Here is a 20,403-nt window from a genome sequence, read left to right on the forward strand (position 1 = left end):
GGCGCGTCAGCCGTACTCGTTGTCGATCGCCGCCCGCGTTCAGCGGCCGTCCGGCGTGCGCAGGCCGTGCCAGGCGTCGCGCACCTGCTGATAGTGCACCTGCGGCTCGTAGCTCGGCGTCGTCAGGCCGAGCGACTTGTGGTCGAGCCGGCCGATGGTGCCGAGCAGCGTGTAGGAGGCGACGACGCGGTCACGCTGGGCCAGGATCAGGCGGGTGCGGGCGGCGTTGAGGTCCTGCTGCGAGTTGAGCACTTCGAGGGTGGTGCGCTGGCCGGCCTGGGCCTCGCGCTGCACGCCGGCGAGCGCGATGCCGGCGGCCCGCACCTCGGATTCGGCGGCCGTCACCGCGATCTTGGCGCCCTCGTGGGTGACGAAGGCGGCGACCGCCGCCGTGTTGGTCTGCGTGCGCACGCGGTCGAGCACGATGCGGGTCTGGCCCAGCACCTCCTTGGACTGCCGCACCTGGGCGGCCGCCTGGCCGCCGTCGTAGAGCGGCAGGTTGAGGGAGCCGACCAGGGCGGCCTGATCGTTGCCGGAGGAGCCGAGCGTCGTATCGGTGTTGCGGGTCGAGGCCAGCGTGCCCTGCACCGCGATGGTGGGATAGAGCGCGCCCTCGGCCACCTTCACGGCATAGACGGCGACATCGGTGTCGAACTGGGCGCCGCGGATCGCCGGGTTGTCGCGGCGGGCCAGGGTGATGGCCTCGTCGCGGCGCTTGGGCAGCAGCCGGTCGATCGGCTCGGCCAGTGCCAGCCGGCCGGGCGGGGCGCCGATCACCTGCTCGTAGGTGGCCTGGCTGATCGCCAGCGCCACCTCGGCGGCGTTGAGGTCGGCGGTGCCGCGGGCGAGCCGCGCCTCCGCCTGGGCCACGTCGGTCGGCGTCACGTCGCCGGCGTCGAGGCGCTTGCGGGTGGTGGCCAGCGTCTCGGTGAGGAAGGTCAGGTTGAGGCGCTGCGTCTCGACCAGCGACTGGTTGGCGACGACGCTCATATAGGCCGTCACCGCATCGAGCAGCACCGATTGCTCGACCCCGCGCAGCGCCTCGCGGCCGGACTGGACCTGCGACTCCGCCTGGCGGACCTGGTTGCCGGTGCGGAAGCCGTTGAACAGGATCTGCGTGATGGTGAGCTGCGCCGTGTAGCCGCGCAGCGTCGCCTGCTCGGTGCCGCCGCCGGGGACGAGGTTGCGCAGCGCGATCAGGCTGGGGCTCAGTCCCAGCTCGATCTGCGGGCGATAGCCGGACAGCGCGATGGAGACGTTCTCGTCGGTGCCGCGCTGGCGGGCGCGCTCGGCATTGAGCACCGGGTTGGTCTGATAGGCGCGCACCAGCGCCGCCTGAAGGGTCTCGGCCGCCGAGGCCGGCGTGACTGCAAGCATCAGCACCGCGGCGACGAGCCCGAGCGCGCCGCCCCGGGAGCGCCCGCGCCGGTGGCGCTCGGCGCGGCCCCCCGGCTGTCCGCCGCCCGTCCTGCTCGTGCCGCCGATGGCGTGTTCTTTCGTTGACGACTCCATGCCCCGCACTCTCGTCGTAACGCCCCCGCGGCGGCCGGCCGGTCGCAGCGGGCGTGTCGCCCGTCGGGCCGGGCCGGCAGCCCGATCGAGGTGTTTACACCGATTTAACTGACAGGTCCCCCACGGCCGCCCGGGCGGCGAGGCGAATCCGGCCGGGCGTGGCCCGAATGCCGCGGCCATGAGGTGCCGGATGGATGCCGGGTTGGTGCCGAGATCGCGGCGGGTTGTCGCGGCGGGTGGTGGCGGCCGGTTCATCTGCGGCGGCGGCTATTGACAGGGTTCGTGGGCTCCGAATGATCGCCGCATGCCCGCCGGCCGCTCGTCGTCGTGGCCATGGAGGCTCGTTTCGCGGCCCGGCCCTAGCCGGTGGGTGCCGCCCGAAATCCGGAATCACACGCATGCGTCCGCAAGGCAATCTGCGCACCGCCGCCGAGGCGCTGGTCGACCAGCTTCTCGTCAACGCGGTGCGGCACGTCTTCTGTGTCCCCGGCGAGAGCTATCTCGCGGTGCTCGACGCCTTCCACGATCGCGATCTCGCCGTCACGGTGTGCCGCCAAGAGGGGGGCGCCGCCATGATGGCGGAGGCGATCGGCAAGGCCACCGGGCGGCCCGGCGTCTGCTTCGTCACCCGCGGGCCGGGGGCCACCAATGCGGCGCCGGGCGTCCACATCGCCCAGCAGGATTCCAGCCCGATGATCCTGTTCATCGGCCAGGTCGGGCGCGACATGCGCGGGCGCGACGCCTTCCAGGAGGTCGATTACCGGGCGATGTTCGGCGGCATGGCCAAATGGGTGGTGGAGATCGACGATCCCGCCCGCATGCCCGAGCTGGTGTCGCGCGCCTTCTATGTGGCGACCTCGGGCCGGCCCGGTCCGGTCGTGGTGGCGCTGCCGCAGGACGTGCTGACCGAGCGCATCGAGGCGCCGCCGGCGCCGCCGTTCCACCCGGTCGAGACCGCGCCCGGCGAGACCGATCTGGCGGCGCTGCGCGATCTGCTCGCCGGCGCGAAGCGGCCGGTGCTGCTGCTCGGCGGCAGCCGCTGGTCGGAGGACGGGCACGCCGCCATCGCGGCCTTCGCGACCCGCTTCGGCCTGCCGGTCGCCACCACGTTCCGCCGGGCCCACCTGTTCGACGCGCAGCATCCCTGCTACGCCGGCGACCTCGGCATCGGCCCCAACCCGAAGCTCCTCGCCCGCATCAAGGCGGCCGACCTGGTGCTGCTGGTCGGCGGCCGGCTCGGCGAATTGCCGTCGCAGGGCTACAGCCTGATCGACATCCCCGGCCCGCAGATGACCTTCGTGCACGTCCATCCGGGCGCCGAGGAGCTCGGCCGGGTCTACCGGCCGCACCTCGCCATCCATGCGGCGCCGGTCGCCTTCGCGCGCGCCGCCGCGGCGCTGGCGCCGCTGCCGGATCTGCCCTGGGCCGGTGAGGCGGCCCTCGCCCATGCGGACTATCGCGCCTGGACGGACCGTCCGACGGCGGTGCCGGGCGGCGTCAATCTCGGCGAGATCATGACGTGGCTGCGCGAGACCCTGCCGCCCGACGCGGTGATCACCAACGGGGCCGGCAACTACGCCGGTTGGATTCATCGGTTCTATCGCTTCCGTCGCTTCGCCACCCAGGTGGCGCCGATCTCCGGCTCCATGGGCTATGCGGTGCCGGCCGCCGTCGCCATGAAGCGGCTGCATCCGGAGCGCACCGTGGTGTCGATCAACGGCGACGGCGACTTCCTGATGAACGGTCAGGAGTTCGCCACCGCCGTGCAGTACGGCCTGCCGATCGTCGTTCTGGTCTGCGACAACGGCATCTACGGCACCATCCGGATGCATCAGGAGCGCGAGTATCCGGGCCGCATCTCGGCGACGACGCTGCGCAATCCCGACTTCGTCGCCTATGCGCGGGCGTTCGGCGGCTTCGGGGCGCTGGTCGAGCGCACCGCGGACTTTGCACCGGCCTTCGCGGCCGCGCAGGCGTCGGGCCTGCCGGCGATCCTGCATCTGCGCATCGATCCCGAGGCGATCACCCCGACCACCACGCTGTCGGCGATCCGCCAGAAGGCGCTGTCCGAGTCCGAGGGCTGAGACGGACGACGCCACCCCGGTCGCGACAGTGCGGGCCTCCGCGGCGGCCCGCACTTGCGCCCCGGCCGGCGGCGCGGCAGTGTCGTGAATCACGACTCATCGCTTGTCCGGCGGCCACCATCATGCCTTATCGACGCACCGAACGAGTCATCGAGCGCCTGGCCGCGCGCCGCGACGATATTCTCGCGGCGGCCCGCACGGTCGCCGCCGCGGAGGGGCTCGCCGGGGTGCAGATCGTCCCGGTGGCCGAGCGCGCCGGCATCGCGGCCGGCACGGTCTATCGCTACTTTCCGGCCAAGGCCGATCTGGTGGCGGCGCTGCTGGCGCAGGTCTGCGAGCAGGAGATCGCCGCGATGACGAAGGCCGCGGCGGCCGCGCCGGGGCCGCTGTCGGGGCTCGCCGCCGCGATGACCGCCCTGGCGGGGCGGGCGCTGCGCCAGCGCCGCCTGGTGTTCGCCGTGCTGGGCGAGCCGATCGAGCCCGACAACGAGGCGCAGCGCCGGGCGGCTCGCCGGGCCGTGGCGGCGGTCCTGGAGGACCGCATCCGGGCCGCCATCGCGACCGGCCGGCTGCCCGAGCAGGATGCCCGCATCGCCGCCGACGCCATCCTGGGCGCCCTGATGGAGGCGCTGATCGCCCCCTCGGCCGCCGACACCGGCGACCTCGCCCATCAGAAGGACGCCGTCCAGGCCATGGTGCTGCTGGCGCTGCGGGCGCTCGGTGTGGTCGACGCCCGGGCGCGCGGCCTCGTCGTCCAGGCGCCGTGGCCGGCGGGCGACGCCGCCTGACGGCGTCCTCACGGGGCGTGGCCCCGGGCGATACCCGCATAGGACAACCCGCATACGACGGTCGGGTGACGGGGTTTGCTCCAGATCAAATTGCCCCTTGTTCCAGATCAAGGACGGTGGTGTCCGGATCTTTCAAGGTCCTGCGCGATGTCGGCCCGGTTGTCGCCGGCATGGCGGAGACGACGATGCGCGATTTCGATAGGTTCGACCGATTTTCCGCCAATATCGGCGAGATGATGGAGCGGCTCGGCATCGAGTGCGACGACGAGGTGGACAGCTATTTCGGGCGGACGCTCGGCAGCGTCATCCGCTCCTGCCAGGTCTGTCGGTCCGCCGAGGTGTGCAGCAACTGGCTGGCCCGCGCGCCCGTCTCGGTCAGCCGGGCGCCGGCCTTCTGTCCCTATGCGGAGCGCCTCGACGGCCTCGCGCTCGACCAGGCGGTGCTGCCGCCGCGCCGTCATACGGTGCATTGAGGCGCCAACCGCGAGCCCCCGACATGCCCGGCCCTCGCGCCGGGCATTCGCTTATGAAGGCCTGAAACCAACCGGCCACGTGGCGCCATGCGCCCGTGTCCCGGACGCGCGTTCGCGCGGGCCGGGACCCATGGCGCCATGGGACCCACCGGCGCCACGGGACCATGGGCGCCAGGGGGCAGCGCGCCGAAACAATCGGCAGGCGCAGCTCCGCGGCCCATCAGGCCGGTGGCGTGCGGGCCTCGTCCGGGCACGCGATCGTGAGGGGGACCGACGTCCGCTCAATGCGACATCAGCACCGGCACCGTCATCGAGGCGAGAATGCCGCGCGTCGCCCCGCCGAGCACGAACTCGCGCAGCCGCGAGTGGCCGTAGCCTCCCATCACGATGAGGTCGCCCGACACGTCGGCCGCATAGGACAGGATGGTGTTCGGTACGTCGACATCCTCGGCGACGATGCGCTTGACCTCGACCTTGATGCCGTGGCGGGCGAGGTGGTGGCCGACATCGGCGCCCGGGATCTCGTCGCTCTTGGCCCGTCCGGTGGCGACGATCACCACGTCGACCTGCTTGGCGCGGGTCAGGAACGGCATGGCGTCGCCCATGGCTCGGGCGGCGGTGCGGCTGCCGTCCCAGCACACGAGCACCCGGTCGAGGCGCAGCCCGCTCGTCTGGATGTACGGCACCATCATGACCGGGCGGCCCGACTCGAACAGCGCGCCTTCGGCGAACAGGTCGGCCGGCGACATCCGGTCGGGCTGGCGCTGGCCGACCACGGCGAGGTCGAAGCGCCGCGCCATGCGGCCGAACAGGTCGGTGGCGCCGCCCAGCGTCGCCTCGATGATGCGATGGCCGGCCTGGACGCCGGCCAGTGATGCCGCCCGCTCGAACCGCTCGATCGCTGTCTTGGCCATCGTCTCGCTCTCGGCCCGCTGGGCGTCGATCCATTCGGCCGAGACGCCGTCCATGATGCTCGGAGAGATCACCGGGTCGTAGACGAAGACGACGCCGGTCAGGTTCGCCCCGAAGGTCTGGGCGATCGAGACCGCGTAAGAGGCCGCCGGATCGTGTGTCCCGACCAGCGCCAGGTTCACGACGATATCCTTGATCATGATGTCACTCCCGAAGAGCGCCGCCGGAGGGCTCCGGCCGACGTTCCTTATGGCCAGTCCAAACTAGAGGGTGGTGAGGGGTGGATGTTGACGACGGTCAAAGCCTAGGACGCGGTGGCGGTCCGCTCAAGCATCGCCGGCGTCTGGTCGCGGGACGCGCCTGCGGCGCCCGGTCGCCGCGATGCGATCCCGGCCGCTGCGTCGACGCCCTTACGGCGCGCCGCGTCCCGCGCTAGAACAACGACAACAACAGACCGGCACGCGCGACGCGATGGGCCGGCGACCATCAGGGAGGAGCGTCCGATGAGCGTGACGATGCCGCCGCGCGAGGACGCCGTGCTGGCACGGCGCGACGAGATCGTCGCGGCGCTTCGCCGCATCGTGCCGGGCGAAGGCGTGATCGCCACCGAGCGCGAGATGCGGCCCTACGAGTCCGACGGCCTCACCGCGTATCGCCAGCTGCCGCTCGTCGTGGTGCTGCCGAGCACCACCGAGCAGGTCTCACAGGTGCTGCGCTACTGTCACGACGCCGGCGTCAAGGTGGTGCCGCGCGGGGCCGGGACCTCGCTGTCGGGCGGCGCGTTGCCGCTCGGCGACGGCGTGCTGCTCGGCATGGCGAAGTTCAACCGGGTGCGCTCCATCGACTTCGCCGACCGCGTCGCCGTGGTCGAGCCGGGGGTGACCAACCTCGCCGTCACCAAGGCGGTGGAGCATGCCGGCTTCTATTATGCGCCCGACCCGTCGTCGCAGATCGCCTGCACGATCGGCGGCAACATCGCCGAGAACTCCGGCGGCGTGCACTGCCTGAAGTACGGGCTGACCACCAACAACGTGCTGGGCTGCGAGCTGGTGCTGATGACCGGCGAGGTGGTGCGGCTCGGCGGCGCCCACCTCGATGCCGGCGGCTACGATCTGCTCGGCATCGTCACCGGCTCGGAGGGGCTGCTCGGCGTCGTCACCGAGGTGACGGTCCGCATCCTGCAAAAGCCCGAGACGGCGCGCGCCATGCTGGTCGGCTTCGGCTCCACCGAGGCGGCCGGCGACTGTGTCGGGCGCATCATCGCGGCCGGCATCATCCCGGGCGGCATGGAGATGATGGACCGGCTCGCCACCGAGGCGGTGGAGCAATTCGTCCATGCCGGCTATCCGCTCGCCGTCGAGGCGATCCTGATCGTCGAACTCGACGGGCCGCGGGTCGAGTGCGACCACCTGATCGAGCAGGTGTCGGGCATCGCCCGCGACTGCGGCGCGCTGACGCTGCGGGTGTCGACCTCGGAGGAGGAGCGGCTCTTGTTCTGGGCCGGCCGCAAGGCGGCGTTCCCGGCGGTCGGCCGCATCTCGCCCGACTACTACTGCATGGACGGCACCATCCCGCGCGCCAAGCTGCCCTATGTGTTGCAGCGCACCCGCGCGCTGTCGGCCCAGTACGGGCTGCGCTGCGCCAACGTGTTCCACGCCGGCGACGGCAACCTGCATCCGCTCATCCTCTACGACGCCAACCAGCCGGGCGAGCTGGAGCGGGCCGAGGCGTTCGGGGCCGACATCCTGCGGCTGTGCGTCGAGGTGGGCGGCGTCCTCACCGGCGAGCACGGCGTCGGGGTCGAGAAGCGCGACCTGATGCCGACGATGTTCTCGGACATCGATCTCGCCCACCAGCAGCGGCTCAAATGCGCCTTCGACCAGAAGGGGCTGCTCAACCCTGGCAAGGTCTTCCCGGTGCTCAGCTCGTGCGCCGAGCTGGGCCGCATGCACGTCTCCGGCGGCCGCCTGGCGTTCCCCGACATCCCGAGGTTCTGATGGGTCCGACGGATCGTTTCGACATGCGACAGGCTCCCTGCATCGCCGTGACCGGGCTCGTCGCGGCGCTCAGACGGTGCGCGAGTGGAGGGCTCCGATGACCGACACGCTCGCGCCGCGCGACGCCGGCGAGGTCGAGGCGGCGGTGCGCTGGGCGCTCGGCGCCGGCAAGACCCTGGAGATCGTCGGGCACGGATCGAAGCGGGCCTTCGGCCGCCCGGCCCAGACCGACGCGACCCTCGATCTCGCCGCCCTGTCGGGCGTCACCCTGTACGAGCCGACCGAGCTGGTGTTGTCGGCGCGGGCCGCGACACCGATCGCCGAGATCGAAGCGCTGGTCGAGGCCGCCGGCCAGGCGCTCGCCTTCGAGCCGATGGATCTCGGCCCGCTGCTCGGCCAGCCACCGGGAGCCGGCACGCTCGGCGGCGTCGTCGCCACCAACCTGTCGGGACCGCGCCGCCTCAAGGCGGGCGCGGCGCGCGACCATGTTCTCGGCTTCACGGCGGTCTCGGGACGCGGCGAGACCTTCAAGGCGGGTGGCCGCGTGGTCAAGAACGTCACCGGCTACGACCTGCCGAAGCTGCTGGCCGGCTCGTTCGGCACGCTCGCGGCGATGACCGACATCACCATCAAGACGCTGCCGCGGCCGCAGACCGAGGCGAGCGTGCTGGTGCTCGGGCTCGTGCCCGAGCAGGCCGTCGCCGCCATGGCGGCCGCCATGGGGTCGCCCTTCGAGGTGTCGGGCGCGGCGCATCTGCCGGCCGCGGTGGCCGCCGCCGCCGGGGTCGCGGCGCTGCCCGGCGGTGTCGCCGTGACGGCGCTACGTCTCGAAGGTGTCGCTCCCTCGGTGGCGCACCGGCGCGAGAGCCTGCTGTCGCTGCTCGCTCCGCACGGGAGCTGCGCGGATCTCGACGCCGGAGCGTCGCGGACGCTGTGGCGGTCGATCCGCGACGTGACGCCGTTCGCGGCGAGCGAGGGCGGCGACGCCGCGGCGAGCCCGGTGTGGCGGGTCTCGACGGCGCCGTCGCGCGGGGCCGCGTTGGCGGCCGCCATCGCGTCGGCGTGCGACGCGCGCATTCTCTTCGACTGGGCCGGCGGGCTCGTCTGGGTGGCGCTGCCGCCTTCGCCCGATGCCGGAGCCGCGGTGGTGCGCGGCGCCGTCGCGCGCTGCGGCGGCCACGCGACGCTGGTGCGGGCGCCGGCCGCGGTGCGGGCCGTCGTCGACGTGTTCGAGCCGCAGCCGGCGGCGCTCGCGGCGCTCACCCGTCGCGTCAAGGAGAGTTTCGACCCGCAGGGTGTGCTCGGGTCCGGACGCCTGTGGGCGGGTGTCTAGGGGGTGCCATGAAGACCGAGTTCTCCCTCGCCCGGCTCGCCGATCCGGCCATCGCGGAGGCCGACAAGATCCTCCGCGCCTGCGTCCATTGCGGCTTCTGCACGGCGACCTGCCCGACCTATGTGCTGCTCGGCGACGAGCTCGATTCCCCGCGCGGCCGCATCTACCTGATCAAGGACATGCTGGAGGCCGACCGGCCGGCCGCCGTCGAGGAGGTGAAGCATCTCGATCGCTGCCTCTCCTGTCTGTCCTGCATGACGACGTGTCCGTCCGGTGTGCATTACATGCACCTCGTCGACCACGCTCGCGTGCATGTGGAGGAGACCTATCGGCGCCCGTGGCACCAGCGGCTCCTGCGCGGGCTCCTGGTCCGCGTCATCCCCAACCCGTCACTGTTCCGCCTCGCCAGCCGCGGGGCGGTGCTGGCGCGGCCGCTGGCGCCGCTCATGGAGCGGCTCGGCCTGGCGCCGTTCGCCGCGATGTTGCGTCTCGCGCCGACGCGGCCGCTGTCGGCACCGGCCGCGTCGGGTCGCGTCGTCGCGGCCGAGGGCGTGCGCCGCGGCCGCGTCGCCCTGCTGTCGGGCTGCGTCCAGCGGGTGCTGTCGCCGGAGATCAACGCGGCGGCGGTCCGGGTTTTGACGCGACATGGTTACGAGGTGGTGATGCCGGCCGGCGAGGGCTGCTGCGGCTCGCTCACCCATCACATGGGCGACGAGGCGCGGGCGCTGGCTTCGGCGCGCGCCAATGTCACCGCCTTCGCGGCGGAGCTCGACGGCGCCGGCCTGGACGCGATCCTGTCGACCGCCTCGGGCTGCGGCACCACGATGAAGGACTACGGCTTCATGCTGCGCACCGATCCGGCCTTCGCGGCACCGGCCGCGCGGGTCGCCGCGGCGGTGCGGGACATCGGCGAGTTCCTCTATGGGCTCGACGATCTCCGCGGTCGGCCGGTGCCGGCCGTGACGGTCGCCTACCAGGCGCCGTGCTCGTTGCAGCACGGTCAGAGGATCGTCCGGCAGCCCAAGGAGGTGCTGGCACGGCTCGGTTTCGTCGTGCGCGACGCCGCCGAAGGGCATCTCTGCTGCGGCTCCGCCGGCGTCTACAACATCCTTCAGCCGGAGCTCGCCGGCCGCCTGCGCGACCGCAAGATTGCCAACCTGGAGGCGGTGGGAGCCGACGTGATCGCGGCCGCCAATATCGGCTGCATCACTCAGATCGCCGCTGGCACCGCGCGGCCGGTGCTGCATCCGATCGAGCTGATCGACTGGGCGACGGGCGGCCCGGTGCCGGCGGCCTGCACGCATCTCGACGCCAGCCCGCGCGAGGTGCGCACGCCTGCGGTGGCGGCGACGTGACGGAACCACGGCGGCACGGTGGAGCGGCCTCGTTCGCGCCGTGCTCGCGGCGTTTCGCGCGCCGGCTCGCCGCGTTCGCGTGTCCTCCATGTCGCTGTGTTGCACTGCGCATGTGAGTGCGTGGCGACGAGCATTCCGGTCGTCGATCATGTGCGAAGCACGACCAACATCGCGAAACACGGTGCCGGAGTTGGCGAATCGGTTGCGCAAGCGCAAGATCGTGATTATCGAGAAGACTGCGCCCTGAGCGATCGTCGCCGACATCGTCGGTTCACTCCCTCCGATCGCCGCGGGCTTCGCAATCTCGGTCGTGCCGGTCGAGCGAAGGCATCGACACCAGCGGCCGGGGATCAGCGCCGAAGGTCATGGAGCAGCGGGGAATGGTCGAGCACGGTGTGACCGCGAGGAGCGCCGCCCGTTCGTCCATCGCGTCGTGTGCGTCCGTCGTCGGTCCCTCCGGTCCGCGGACCGGCCCGGGCCCGGCTCTCATGGCCTCGGCGTGACGTCGAGCTCAGCCCAGGATCGGAGAACCCAGCATGGCGAAGACAGCGAAGAAAGCGACCGCGACGAAGGCGAAGAAGCCGGCGGCCAAGAAGGCTGCGACGAAGAAGCCGGCGGCCAAGACGGCGGCGCCGAGCCGCGCCCGCACGGCGGCCAAGTCGACGACCCGGTCGACCGCCAAGTCGGCGACGAAGTCGACGGCGAAGTCGCGCGCCACCACGGCCCGCAAGCCGGCCGGCGCCCGCAAGGCCGCCACCGCCGCGAAGAAGACGACGGCGCGCAAGCCGGCCGCCGCCAAGAAGGCCACCACGGCGCGCAAGCCCGCCGCCGCCAAGAAGACCGCCACGGCGCGCAAGCCGGCCGCCAAGAAGGCCACCACGGCGCGCAAGCCGGCCGCCAAGAAGACCGCCACGGCGCGCAAGCCGGCTGCCCGCAAGGCGACGACCCGTCGCGCCGCGGCGTCGGCCCGTGGCACCGCCCGCAAGCCGGCCGCACCGCGCAAGCGTGCCACCGCGCCCGCCTCGGCGCCCGAGGTTCCCACTGCGCCCGCCGACACGGCCGGCGAGTCCTCCGGCGAGTCGGCACCAGGCGCGTCCTGATCACGCTGCTGCCGCCGTCCGGCTTCGCCGGAACGTCGGACGCGGCGCCACCCCCCGTCGCATCCCGCGCCCCCACGCGGTGACCGACGAGATCGAACAACCGGGCCGGTAAGGCAAAGACCAGTGTGAAGAGGTCCCATGGTCGGCAAGGCACCCCGTACCAAGAAGAAGACGGGCGCCAAGAGCGCCAGGCAGGCGAGCGCCAGGCAGGCGAAGGGCGCCCCCGCGTCCGAGCCGCGGAAGCCCAAGACGGGCGCCGCCGCGGCAAGCGCCACCAGCAAGACGGGCGCCGCAAAGGCGGCGGGGAGCCGAGCCGGCAAGCCGGCCAAGACTGCGTCCGGCGCCACCGGACGGAGCGCCCGCAAGGCTGCTTCGTCCAAGGCGCCGGCCGCCGCATCCCGCAAGGCGAAGCCGGTGACGTCGCGGACGACGAAATCGGCGGCCGCCAAACCGAAGCCAGCGAGGTCCGCGGCGTCCAAGTCGGCTAGGCCGACGTCGCCTGCGGCGAAGTCGCTCGCCCGCAAGTCGGGGGCGTCGAAGTCGCCCGCGGCCAAGTCCAAGTCGCCTGCGGCGAAGTCGCCTGCGGTGAAGTCGCCTGCGGTGAAGTCGGCGAAGCCGAAGTCGTCCGCAGCGAAGTCGGCGAAGTCCAGGTCGCCCGCAGCGACGTCGTCCACCCGCAAGTCTGCGGCGTCGACGCCGTCACGCCCGGCCGCGACCCGCGGCAAGGCGGTGGCGGGCAAGCCCGCGGCCAAGGCCGCGTCCCGCAAGCCTGCGGCCAAGGCCGCGACACGCAAGCCTGCGGCGGGCAAGCCCGCGGCGACGCGCCCGGCCCAGCCCGGCGGCAAGACCGTCTCCCGCGGCAAGGCCGTCTCCGGCGGCAAGACCGTCGGGCTCGGCCCCTTCGAGCTCGCTCGCGAGCGCGCCGCCGGCCGCGTCAAGCGGGCGGTCCGCCGCGTCGTCGCCACCGTCGCGGACGCCGCCGCGGCGGCTCTGAAGCCGGCGCCGCGTTCGGCGTCGGCCCTGCGTCCGTCGGTGAAGCCGCGCAGCGAGCGGCCGCGCGGCCGCGCCGCCACGCCGCCCGGCGTGGTGATCAAGGGCCGCATGGGGCCGCGCTATCCGGAGATCCTGTCGCCCGGTGCGCTCGCCTTCGTGGCCGAGCTGCATCGCCGCTTCGACGGGCGTCGCCGCGAGCTGTTGGCCGCCCGCGCCGAGCGGCAGGCCCGCTTCGACGCCGGCGAGCTGCCCGACTTCCTGCCCGAGACCCGCGAGGTGCGCGAGGGCGACTGGACGGTGGCGCCGATCCCGGCCGACTTGCAGGACCGCCGGGTGGAGATCACCGGGCCGGTCGACCGCAAGATGATCGTCAACGCCCTCAACTCGGGCGCGACGCATTTCATGGCGGACTTCGAGGACGCCAACGCCCCGACCTGGTCCAACAACATCGAGGGCCAACTCAATCTGCGCGACCGCTTCGAGGACAAGATCGACTTCACCGACGAGACCTCGGGCAAGCGCTACGCGATCGGCGACAAGCCGGCGGTGCTGATCGTCCGGCCGCGGGGCTGGCATCTGGTGGAGGAGCATCTGACCGTCGACGGCGAGCCGATCTCCGGGTCGCTGTTCGATTTCGGCCTCTACTTCTTCCACAACGCCAAGACGCTCGTGGCGCGCGGCACCGGGCCGTACTTCTACATCCCGAAGCTCGAGTCCCATCTTGAGGCGCGGCTGTGGAACGACGTGTTCCTCTACGCCCAGGAGAAGCTCGGCCTGCCGCGCGGCACCATCAAGGTGACGGTGCTGATCGAGACGCTGCCGGCGGCGTTCGAGATGGACGAGATTCTGTACGAGCTGCGCGACCACATCGCCGGGCTCAATGCCGGGCGCTGGGACTACATCTTCTCGTTCATCAAGAAGTTCGCCCGGCGCCCCGACTACGTGCTGCCCGATCGCGGCCAGGTGGTGATGGGCAAGGCGTTCCTCGGCGCCTATGCGACGCTGCTGATCAAGACCTGCCACCGCCGGCGTGCCTTCGCGATGGGTGGCATGGCGGCCCAGATTCCGATCAAGGGCAACCCGGAGGCCAACGAGGCGGCCTTCGCCAAGGTGCGGGCCGACAAGGAACGCGAGGTCAAGGACGGCCACGACGGAACCTGGGTGGCGCATCCGGACCTCGTGCCGGTCGCCAAGGAGGTGTTCGACCGGCTGATGCCACAGCCCAACCAGGTCGACCGCCAGCGCGACGACGTCACGGTCGGGCAAGCCGATCTTCTGCGCATCCACGAGGGCACCAAGACCGAGGAGGGCTTCCGCCTCAACATCCGGGTCGGGGTGCAGTACGTCGAGGCGTGGCTGCGCGGCCGCGGCGCCGTGCCGATCTACAACCTGATGGAGGACGCGGCGACCGCCGAGATCTCCCGGGCGCAGATCTGGCAGTGGCTCCAATACGGGGCCGAGCTCGACAACGGCGTCAAGGCGACGCCGGAGTTCTTCGAGCGGGCGCTCGGCGAGGAGATGGAGCGGGTGCGGGACGAGCTGGGCGCCGAGGTCTACGACGCCGGCCGCTTCCCCGAGGCGATCGATCTGTTCCGCCGCCTGACGCTGGCGCCGACCTTCGAGGACTTCCTCACGGTGCCGGCCTACAAGCTGATCGTCTGACGGCAGCAGGGCCGCGGGCGGCTGCTGGTCGCCCGGCGGCTGCCGTGGCCGGCTCGTTAACAAACCCTTAAAGCCCCCTCTATCCGGAGGGGGCTTTTTTTATATGGCTTTTATACCGGAGAGTCGGGCGTCTCGATCGCTCGGCATGACGGTCATCCGTAGCGGTTCAGAGGCCATAGCATCGCATTAATCCGGGGCGGTGGGTCGGGTGCGGCCCCATTGTGGCAGAAATGCAACTTCCCCCTTAAACCTATTTGGGTTGCCTAAGAAGGCGGCAATTGCCGCGCGAATGACCTTGCGACGCAGCGGGCCCTTATGAGTTTATGAACCACGAACTGCCGCCGTCGGGGGGCGACGGCCCAGTGAATGGGTACAGGCGAGCGCCGCCGCTCGGCGCGTCTCGCGAGGGGAAGGGGGCTCTGATGAAGACGATCACTCTGGCCACGCTGGCCGCCACGCTCGTCGCCGGATCGGCACTGGTGACCGCCGCCCAGGCGGCCGACATGGCGGTGAAGGCTCCGGTTCTGGCCGCGCCCGCGCCGGTCAATCCGTGGGACCTGGCGTTCGGCGCCGGCGTCTACTCGGACTATAACTTCCGCGGCATCTCGCAGACCAATCGCGGCCCGGCCGTGAACGTCTATTTCGAGCCGCGTTACAACGTCAACGACATGCTTCAGCTCTACGCCGGCGTCGCCGGGTGGAACGTCGACTTCGCCAATCGCGCCCGCGGCGAGATCGACATCTACGGCGGCATTCGCCCGACCTTCGGCAAGCTCGCCCTCGATTTTGGCATTTGGTATTACTACTATCCGGGTGGCACCTGCTACAACGCCTCGGTTCCCGGCGAGTGCGCGCTCAACGGCAACCTCAATGCCGATCAGTGGAACCTCATCGTCGGTGGCGCCGGCGGCGGCAACGTCATCAAGAAGGACCTGAGCTTCCTCGAATACTACGCCAAGGCCAGCTACACCTTCACCGACAACATCGCGGCCGGCGTGGCGTTCTACTACGATCAGGACTGGCTCAATTTCGGCTTCGACGCCAAGTACCTGTCGGGCAACGTCAAGCTGACGGCCCCCAGCAACTGGCTGCCGACCGGCTACGGCCTGTATCTCTCGGGCGAGGTCGGCCGCTACTGGCTCGGCACCACCGACGGGTTCTACTTCAACACCCGCCTGCCCGACTACACCACCTGGAACGTCGGCATCGGCCTGACCTACAAGGTGTTCACCGTCGATCTGCGCTACTACGACACCGACCTGTCGGAAGGGCAGTGCAACGCCATCACCAGCGACTTCAACTCCACCTACAGCCCGGCCAACATTTCGACCATCAACCCGAGTGGCCTCGGCTCCAAGTGGTGCGGCCAGCAGTACGTGATCTCGCTGAAGGCCGACCTGACCTACGGTGCCAACATCAAGTGATCCGTGCCTCCACGGATGTTTGCCGGCGGGCGGTGCCTTCGGGTGCCGCCCGTTCCGCGTTCGGGGCGCCTCGATCGCCGGCGACGGAACGGCCGGAGCCGGCGCGGACGCAGCCCGGTCCGCAGTGGCGACCCCGCCCTCGGGCCGGCGCCCGGGTCGGTTCCCCCCTCGACTCCCCCGTGCGGCGGCGCTACACCGGGGCACGGCGGTTCAGACTCGCGCCGGCGGCAGGATTCTTTCGGAGAATTCGGTCGGGGGGCAGCCCGGCCCGCCCGCGCATGCCGTCTTCCGCCGGCTTCCGCGACAGATCTGTGATACCAACCCCGGCGAGGTCGATGCGGCCGGTGATGGCCGCTGCGCGGTTTGATGGCCGCCGCGCGGCCGAAGGACGACGGACGACCCGGTGCAGCCGGGTGGTCGAGGAACACGCCGCGGTCGTGGCGCCCGTCCCGGGCGCGGCGGCCCGGCCCGAAGGACAGAAGGCAGACATGGCGAACGTCGTGGTCGTCGGCTCCCAGTGGGGCGACGAGGGCAAGGGCAAGATCGTCGACTGGCTCTCCGAGCAGGCCGACGTGGTGGTGCGATTCCAGGGCGGCCACAATGCCGGCCACACGCTGGTGATCGACGGCGCCACCTACAAGATGTCGCTGCTGCCGTCCGGGGTGGTGCGCGGGAAGCTGTCGGTGATCGGCAACGGCGTGGTGCTCGATCCGCGCGCCCTTGTCGAGGAGATCGGCCGGCTCAAGGGACAGGGCGTGCCGCTCTCGCCCGACACGCTGCGGATCGCCGAGAACACCTCGCTCATCCTGTCGCTGCACCAGGAACTCGACGCCAACCGCGAGGCGGCGGCGAGCGCCGCGACGCGGCTCGGCACCACCAAGCGCGGCATCGGCCCGGCCTACGAGGACAAGGTCGGCCGCCGCGCCATTCGCCTGATGGATCTGGCCGACCTCGAGTCGCTGCCGCCCAAGATCGAGCGCCTGCTGGTGCACCACAACGCGCTGCGCCGCGGCCTCGGCCTGCCCGAGTACGACCCCAAGGCGATCTACGACGAGCTCGCCGCCGTCGCCCCCGAGGTGCTGCCCTACATGGACTCGGTATGGGTGCTGCTCGACCAGGTGCGGCGCGACGGCAAGCGCATCCTGTTCGAGGGCGCCCAGGGCGCGCTGCTCGACATCGACCACGGCACCTATCCGTTCGTCACCTCGTCCAACACGGTGGCCGGCCAGGCGGCGACCGGCTCCGGCCTCGGTCCTTCGGCGGTCGGCTACGTGCTCGGCATCTGCAAGGCGTACACGACGCGCGTCGGCGCCGGGCCGTTCCCGACCGAGCAGGACAACGACATCGGCCGGCTGATCGGCGATCGCGGCCGTGAGTTCGGCACCATCACGGGCCGGCGGCGGCGCTGCGGCTGGTTCGACGCCGTGCTGGTGCGCCAGACGGTGCGCACCTCCGGCATCCACGGCCTGGCGCTGACCAAGCTCGACATCCTCGACGGCTTGGACGAGATCAAGGTCTGCACCGGATACCGCCTCGATGGCCGCCCCATCGACTATCTTCCGGCGAGCGAACGGGCCCAGGCCGAGGTCGAGCCGGTCTACGAGACCATCCCGGGCTGGAAGGACAAGACAGCGGGCGCTCGCTCGTGGGCCGATCTGCCGGCCCAGGCGGTGAAATACGTGCGATGGATCGAGGAATTGGTGGGCTGTCCGGTCGCTCTGCTCTCGACGAGCCCGGAACGCGATGACACTATCCTGGTCCACAATCCGTTCGAAAGCTGACCCTCGGGGGCGAGGATCGCCGAGAACTGGGACCCGATGGCTGATTACTACCCACTGATCGCCAAGGCGGTCGCCGGCCTCGACAAGAACACCGGGGAAGCGCGGCGGGCGCTCTACGAGCGCGCCCGCAATGCGCTGGTGACGCAGCTTCGCGGCGTCACCCCGGCGCTCGGCGAGTCGGAGATCACCCGCGAGCGGCTGGCGCTGGAGGAGGCGATCCGCCGGGTCGAGGCCGATGCGGCCCGCAAGGCGCGCAGCGAGCAGCCCGCCGGCCGCGGCGAGCGGACATCGCCGTCGGCGGAGCGGTGGTCCGAGCGATCGTCCGCTGCGTCCCGCGCTGCTGCGCCGGGGACGGGGTCGACGTCGGCGTCCGGCTCGTCTCCGCCGGAGACGGCCGACCGCACCCCGCCGGGCGCCGCCGGCGGCCCGGCCACGCCGGTGCCCCCGACATCCCCGTCACTCCCGTCGTCCGCCGATTCGTCGTCTCCACCCGGCACGCCGGAACGGGGCGCCGGTTCTGCCCTCTCTGGTTCCGCCACGGCGTCGCCGGTGGCCTCGGGGAGCGAGCCGCGGACGCCGCGCCGCCTTCCTGGAGCCTCCCTGACGGACCGCGGCCTCAAGGGCTTCCGCGACGTGCTGGCCGAGGCCGAGAGCCTCGGCGAGGCCACCGCGCAGGCGTCCAAGACGGCGCGCGAGGCGTTCGCCGCCACGGCGCCGAGCCGCGACGGCACCCGCATCGAGCCGCATGTCGAGCCCGAGGCGCTGCGGCCGCGGCGCGAGCCGCCGCCGCTCACCCGCGAGCACCCGCCGTTCTCGCGCGAGCCGCTGCGCCGATCTTCGGCCGGGCGCGACGCGGCCGTGAAGGAGGCGCCGCCCGGTCGCGAGGCCGGCATGCCGCCGTCGGGGGCGCCACGCTCGACCGAGCCGGTCCGAGGCGAATCAGCCGATCTCGATTTCGCCGGCAAGGGGAGCGTGCGTCCTTATCTGGACGACCACGACCATCACCAGCAGTCGGGCGGGCGGCCGTTTCCGCTCCAGCCCGAGCCGCTACCTCCTCACCCCGATGGCGACCTCGGGCGGCCGCTGCGGGCTCCCCTCGGTGGCGGCCTCGTCAAGGCTGCGGTGGCGTTGGTCGCGGTGCTCGCCGTGGTCGGTCTCGGCTGGTGGGCCTGGCCGACGCTGTCCGGCCTGTTCGGTCCGTCGTCGCGGCCGGTCGCCACGGCGCCGGCCCCGGCACCGGCGGACTCCGGCAGCCGCGGCAAGATCACCGACCGGGTCGGCTCGCAGCCGCTGCCCGGCGCGCGACCGCAGCAGGACGTGCCGGCGGTCGCCCAGCGGGTGGTGCTCTACGAGGAAGACCCGGCCGATCCGGGCGGCAAGCGCTTCGTCGGCACCGCCGTATGGCGGACCGAGACGGTGGCGGCGGCACCCGGCCAGGCGCCGGACATGGTGGTGCGGGCCGACATCGAGATTCCGGAGCGCAACGCCTCGGTGCGCTGGTCGCTCCGCCGCAACAGCGACCGCTCGCTGCCGGCGAGCCATACCATCGAGATCATGTTCACGCTGCCGGCCAACTTCCCCAATGAAGGCATCTCGAACATCCCCGGCATCCTGATGAAGCAGGCCGAGCAGACCCGCGGCGTGCCGCTTGCCGGGCTGGCCGTGAAGGTGACCACCGGCTTCTTCCTGATCGGCCTGTCGTCGAGCGAGACCGACATGCAGCGCAACCTCCAGCTCCTCAAGGAGCGGGCGTGGTTCGACGTGCCGGTGGTGTATGGCAATGGCCGCCGCGCCATCATGGCGATCGAGAAGGGCACGCCGGGCGAGCGCGCCTTCGCGGACGCCTTCGCGGCCTGGGGCGAGTAGGCGGCGGGAGCCGAGCGCCAGACGCGGCTCGTCTGTCCGTCCGCTCTGTCCGGCCGCGGGCCAGGACTAGCCCGGCCTCGATCACGCCGGCGGCTGGCGACCGCCCGCTGGAGCGCGAATCCGGAGGATCAGTGCTCCGCGGGCGCGCCGAGACCGTCTCGACCCGCCAGCCATCCGGCGACGGCTCGGGTCTCGGATCAGTGAACCGGCGATGCGGCCTCGCGCTCCGCCGACGGCTGCTCCATGGCGGCGATGCGGTTGCGCACCGCCTTCTGGACCTTCTCGAAGGCCCGCACCTCGATCTGGCGAACGCGCTCTCGCGAGACGCCGAACTCCTCCGCCAGCTCCTCCAGGGTGACCGGGTCGTCGGCCAGCCGGCGGGCCTGGAAGATACGGCGCTCGCGATCGTTGAGCACCGCCATGGCCTCGGCCAGCGCCTTGCGGCGGTTATCCAGCTCCTCGCTCTCGGCCAGGCGCGTCTCCTGGCTGTCGCTGTCGTCGACCAGCCAGTCCTGCCACTCGCCCGAATCGCCGTCGTCGCGGATCGGCGCATTGAGCGAGGCGTCGCCGCCGAGGCGGCGGTTCATGTCGATGACGTCCTGCTCGCCGACGCCGAGGCGCTTGGCGATGATCTTCACCTGGTCGGGGCGCAGATCGCCTTCCTCCAGGGCCGAGATCTTGCTCTTGGCCTTGCGCAGGTTGAAGAACAGCTTCTTCTGGTTGGCCGTGGTGCCCATCTTCACCAGCGACCACGAGCGCAGGATATACTCCTGGATGGCGGCCTTGATCCACCACATCGCATAGGTGGCGAGGCGGAAGCCCTTGTCGGGCTCGAATCGCTTCACCGCCTGCATGAGGCCGACATTGCCCTCGGAGATCACCTCGGAGATCGGCAGGCCGTAGCCGCGATACCCCATGGCGATCTTGGCGACGAGGCGCAGATGGCTGGTGACGAGCTGCTGGGCCGCGGTGCGGTCGCCGTGCTCGCGCCACCGCTTGGCCAGCATGTATTCCTGCTGCGGCTCCAGCATCGGGAACCGCCGGATTTCCTCGAGATAGCGGGCGAGGCCGGATTCGCCGGAAACGACCGGCATGGATGCGGTTGGGGCCATGACAGCGCCCT

Annotated in this window: 14 protein-coding genes; 11 read left to right on the forward strand and 3 right to left on the reverse strand. The window is 71.5% G+C overall.

The window, feature by feature from the left end; all coding sequences use genetic code 11:
• Positions 1-39 precede the first annotated feature (39 nt).
• Complete coding sequence (locus ACFQUV_RS15320; protein WP_129607886.1) at positions 40-1,512, reverse strand: TolC family outer membrane protein; 1,473 nt, start codon at positions 1,510-1,512, stop codon at positions 40-42.
• A gap of 398 nt (positions 1,513-1,910) precedes the next feature.
• Here ACFQUV_RS15320 and ACFQUV_RS15325 point away from each other — a divergent pair, with 398 nt between their 5' ends.
• The 3 genes from ACFQUV_RS15325 to ACFQUV_RS15335 all read left to right on the forward strand — a co-directional run bounded on the left by ACFQUV_RS15325 (position 1,911) and on the right by ACFQUV_RS15335 (position 4,857).
• Positions 1,911-3,596: a thiamine pyrophosphate-binding protein gene (locus tag ACFQUV_RS15325; protein WP_129607887.1), complete on the forward strand. Its 1,686-nt coding sequence runs from the start codon at positions 1,911-1,913 to the stop codon at positions 3,594-3,596.
• A gap of 122 nt (positions 3,597-3,718) precedes the next feature.
• Positions 3,719-4,384: a TetR/AcrR family transcriptional regulator gene (locus ACFQUV_RS15330; RefSeq protein ID WP_129607888.1), complete on the forward strand. Its 666-nt coding sequence runs from the start codon at positions 3,719-3,721 to the stop codon at positions 4,382-4,384.
• A 119-nt stretch (positions 4,385-4,503) separates the two neighbouring features.
• Entirely contained in the window at positions 4,504-4,857 is a 354-nt protein-coding gene (locus ACFQUV_RS15335; RefSeq protein ID WP_165363780.1) for a DUF6455 family protein, read from the forward strand.
• 281 nt (positions 4,858-5,138) lie between these two features.
• Here the strand turns inward: ACFQUV_RS15335 and ACFQUV_RS15340 are convergent, their stop codons facing one another.
• The gene (locus ACFQUV_RS15340) at positions 5,139-5,969 is read right to left on the reverse strand and encodes a universal stress protein (RefSeq protein ID WP_111385725.1); all 831 of its coding nucleotides are present in this window, start codon (positions 5,967-5,969) and stop codon (positions 5,139-5,141) included.
• 303 nt (positions 5,970-6,272) lie between these two features.
• On the opposite strand from ACFQUV_RS15340, the gene ACFQUV_RS15345 reads away from it, so the two are divergent.
• From ACFQUV_RS15345 to ACFQUV_RS15380, 8 genes are all read left to right on the forward strand, one after another.
• Entirely contained in the window at positions 6,273-7,766 is a 1,494-nt protein-coding gene (locus ACFQUV_RS15345) for an FAD-linked oxidase C-terminal domain-containing protein (RefSeq protein WP_129607890.1), read from the forward strand.
• A gap of 97 nt (positions 7,767-7,863) precedes the next feature.
• On the forward strand, positions 7,864-9,099 hold the full coding sequence (locus tag ACFQUV_RS15350) for an FAD-binding protein (protein WP_129607891.1): 1,236 nt from the start codon (positions 7,864-7,866) through the stop codon (positions 9,097-9,099).
• Between the two features lie 8 nt (positions 9,100-9,107).
• The gene (gene glcF, locus ACFQUV_RS15355) at positions 9,108-10,454 is read left to right on the forward strand and encodes a glycolate oxidase subunit GlcF (RefSeq protein ID WP_129607892.1); all 1,347 of its coding nucleotides are present in this window, start codon (positions 9,108-9,110) and stop codon (positions 10,452-10,454) included.
• A 536-nt stretch (positions 10,455-10,990) separates the two neighbouring features.
• A complete protein-coding gene (locus tag ACFQUV_RS15360; RefSeq protein ID WP_207211373.1) occupies positions 10,991-11,554 on the forward strand; it encodes a hypothetical protein in 564 nt (187 codons plus the stop codon).
• A gap of 138 nt (positions 11,555-11,692) precedes the next feature.
• Positions 11,693-14,209, forward strand: coding sequence for a malate synthase A (gene aceB / locus ACFQUV_RS15365; protein ID WP_129607894.1), 2,517 nt, complete (start codon positions 11,693-11,695; stop codon positions 14,207-14,209).
• A gap of 422 nt (positions 14,210-14,631) precedes the next feature.
• Positions 14,632-15,633, forward strand: coding sequence for a TorF family putative porin (locus ACFQUV_RS15370; RefSeq protein ID WP_129607895.1), 1,002 nt, complete (start codon positions 14,632-14,634; stop codon positions 15,631-15,633).
• A gap of 488 nt (positions 15,634-16,121) precedes the next feature.
• Complete coding sequence (locus tag ACFQUV_RS15375; protein ID WP_111388137.1) at positions 16,122-17,414, forward strand: adenylosuccinate synthase; 1,293 nt, start codon at positions 16,122-16,124, stop codon at positions 17,412-17,414.
• Between the two features lie 36 nt (positions 17,415-17,450).
• Positions 17,451-19,280: a hypothetical protein gene (locus ACFQUV_RS15380; RefSeq protein WP_165363781.1), complete on the forward strand. Its 1,830-nt coding sequence runs from the start codon at positions 17,451-17,453 to the stop codon at positions 19,278-19,280.
• A gap of 197 nt (positions 19,281-19,477) precedes the next feature.
• Here the strand turns inward: ACFQUV_RS15380 and rpoH are convergent, their stop codons facing one another.
• The gene (gene rpoH / locus ACFQUV_RS15385) at positions 19,478-20,392 is read right to left on the reverse strand and encodes an RNA polymerase sigma factor RpoH (protein WP_111384874.1); all 915 of its coding nucleotides are present in this window, start codon (positions 20,390-20,392) and stop codon (positions 19,478-19,480) included.
• Positions 20,393-20,403: the final 11 nt, after the last annotated feature.

Origin of the sequence: Rhodoplanes sp. P11 (assembly GCF_964266735.1) — a bacterium.
In the GTDB taxonomy this organism is placed as follows: Bacteria; Pseudomonadota; Alphaproteobacteria; order Rhizobiales; family Xanthobacteraceae; genus Rhodoplanes; species Rhodoplanes serenus.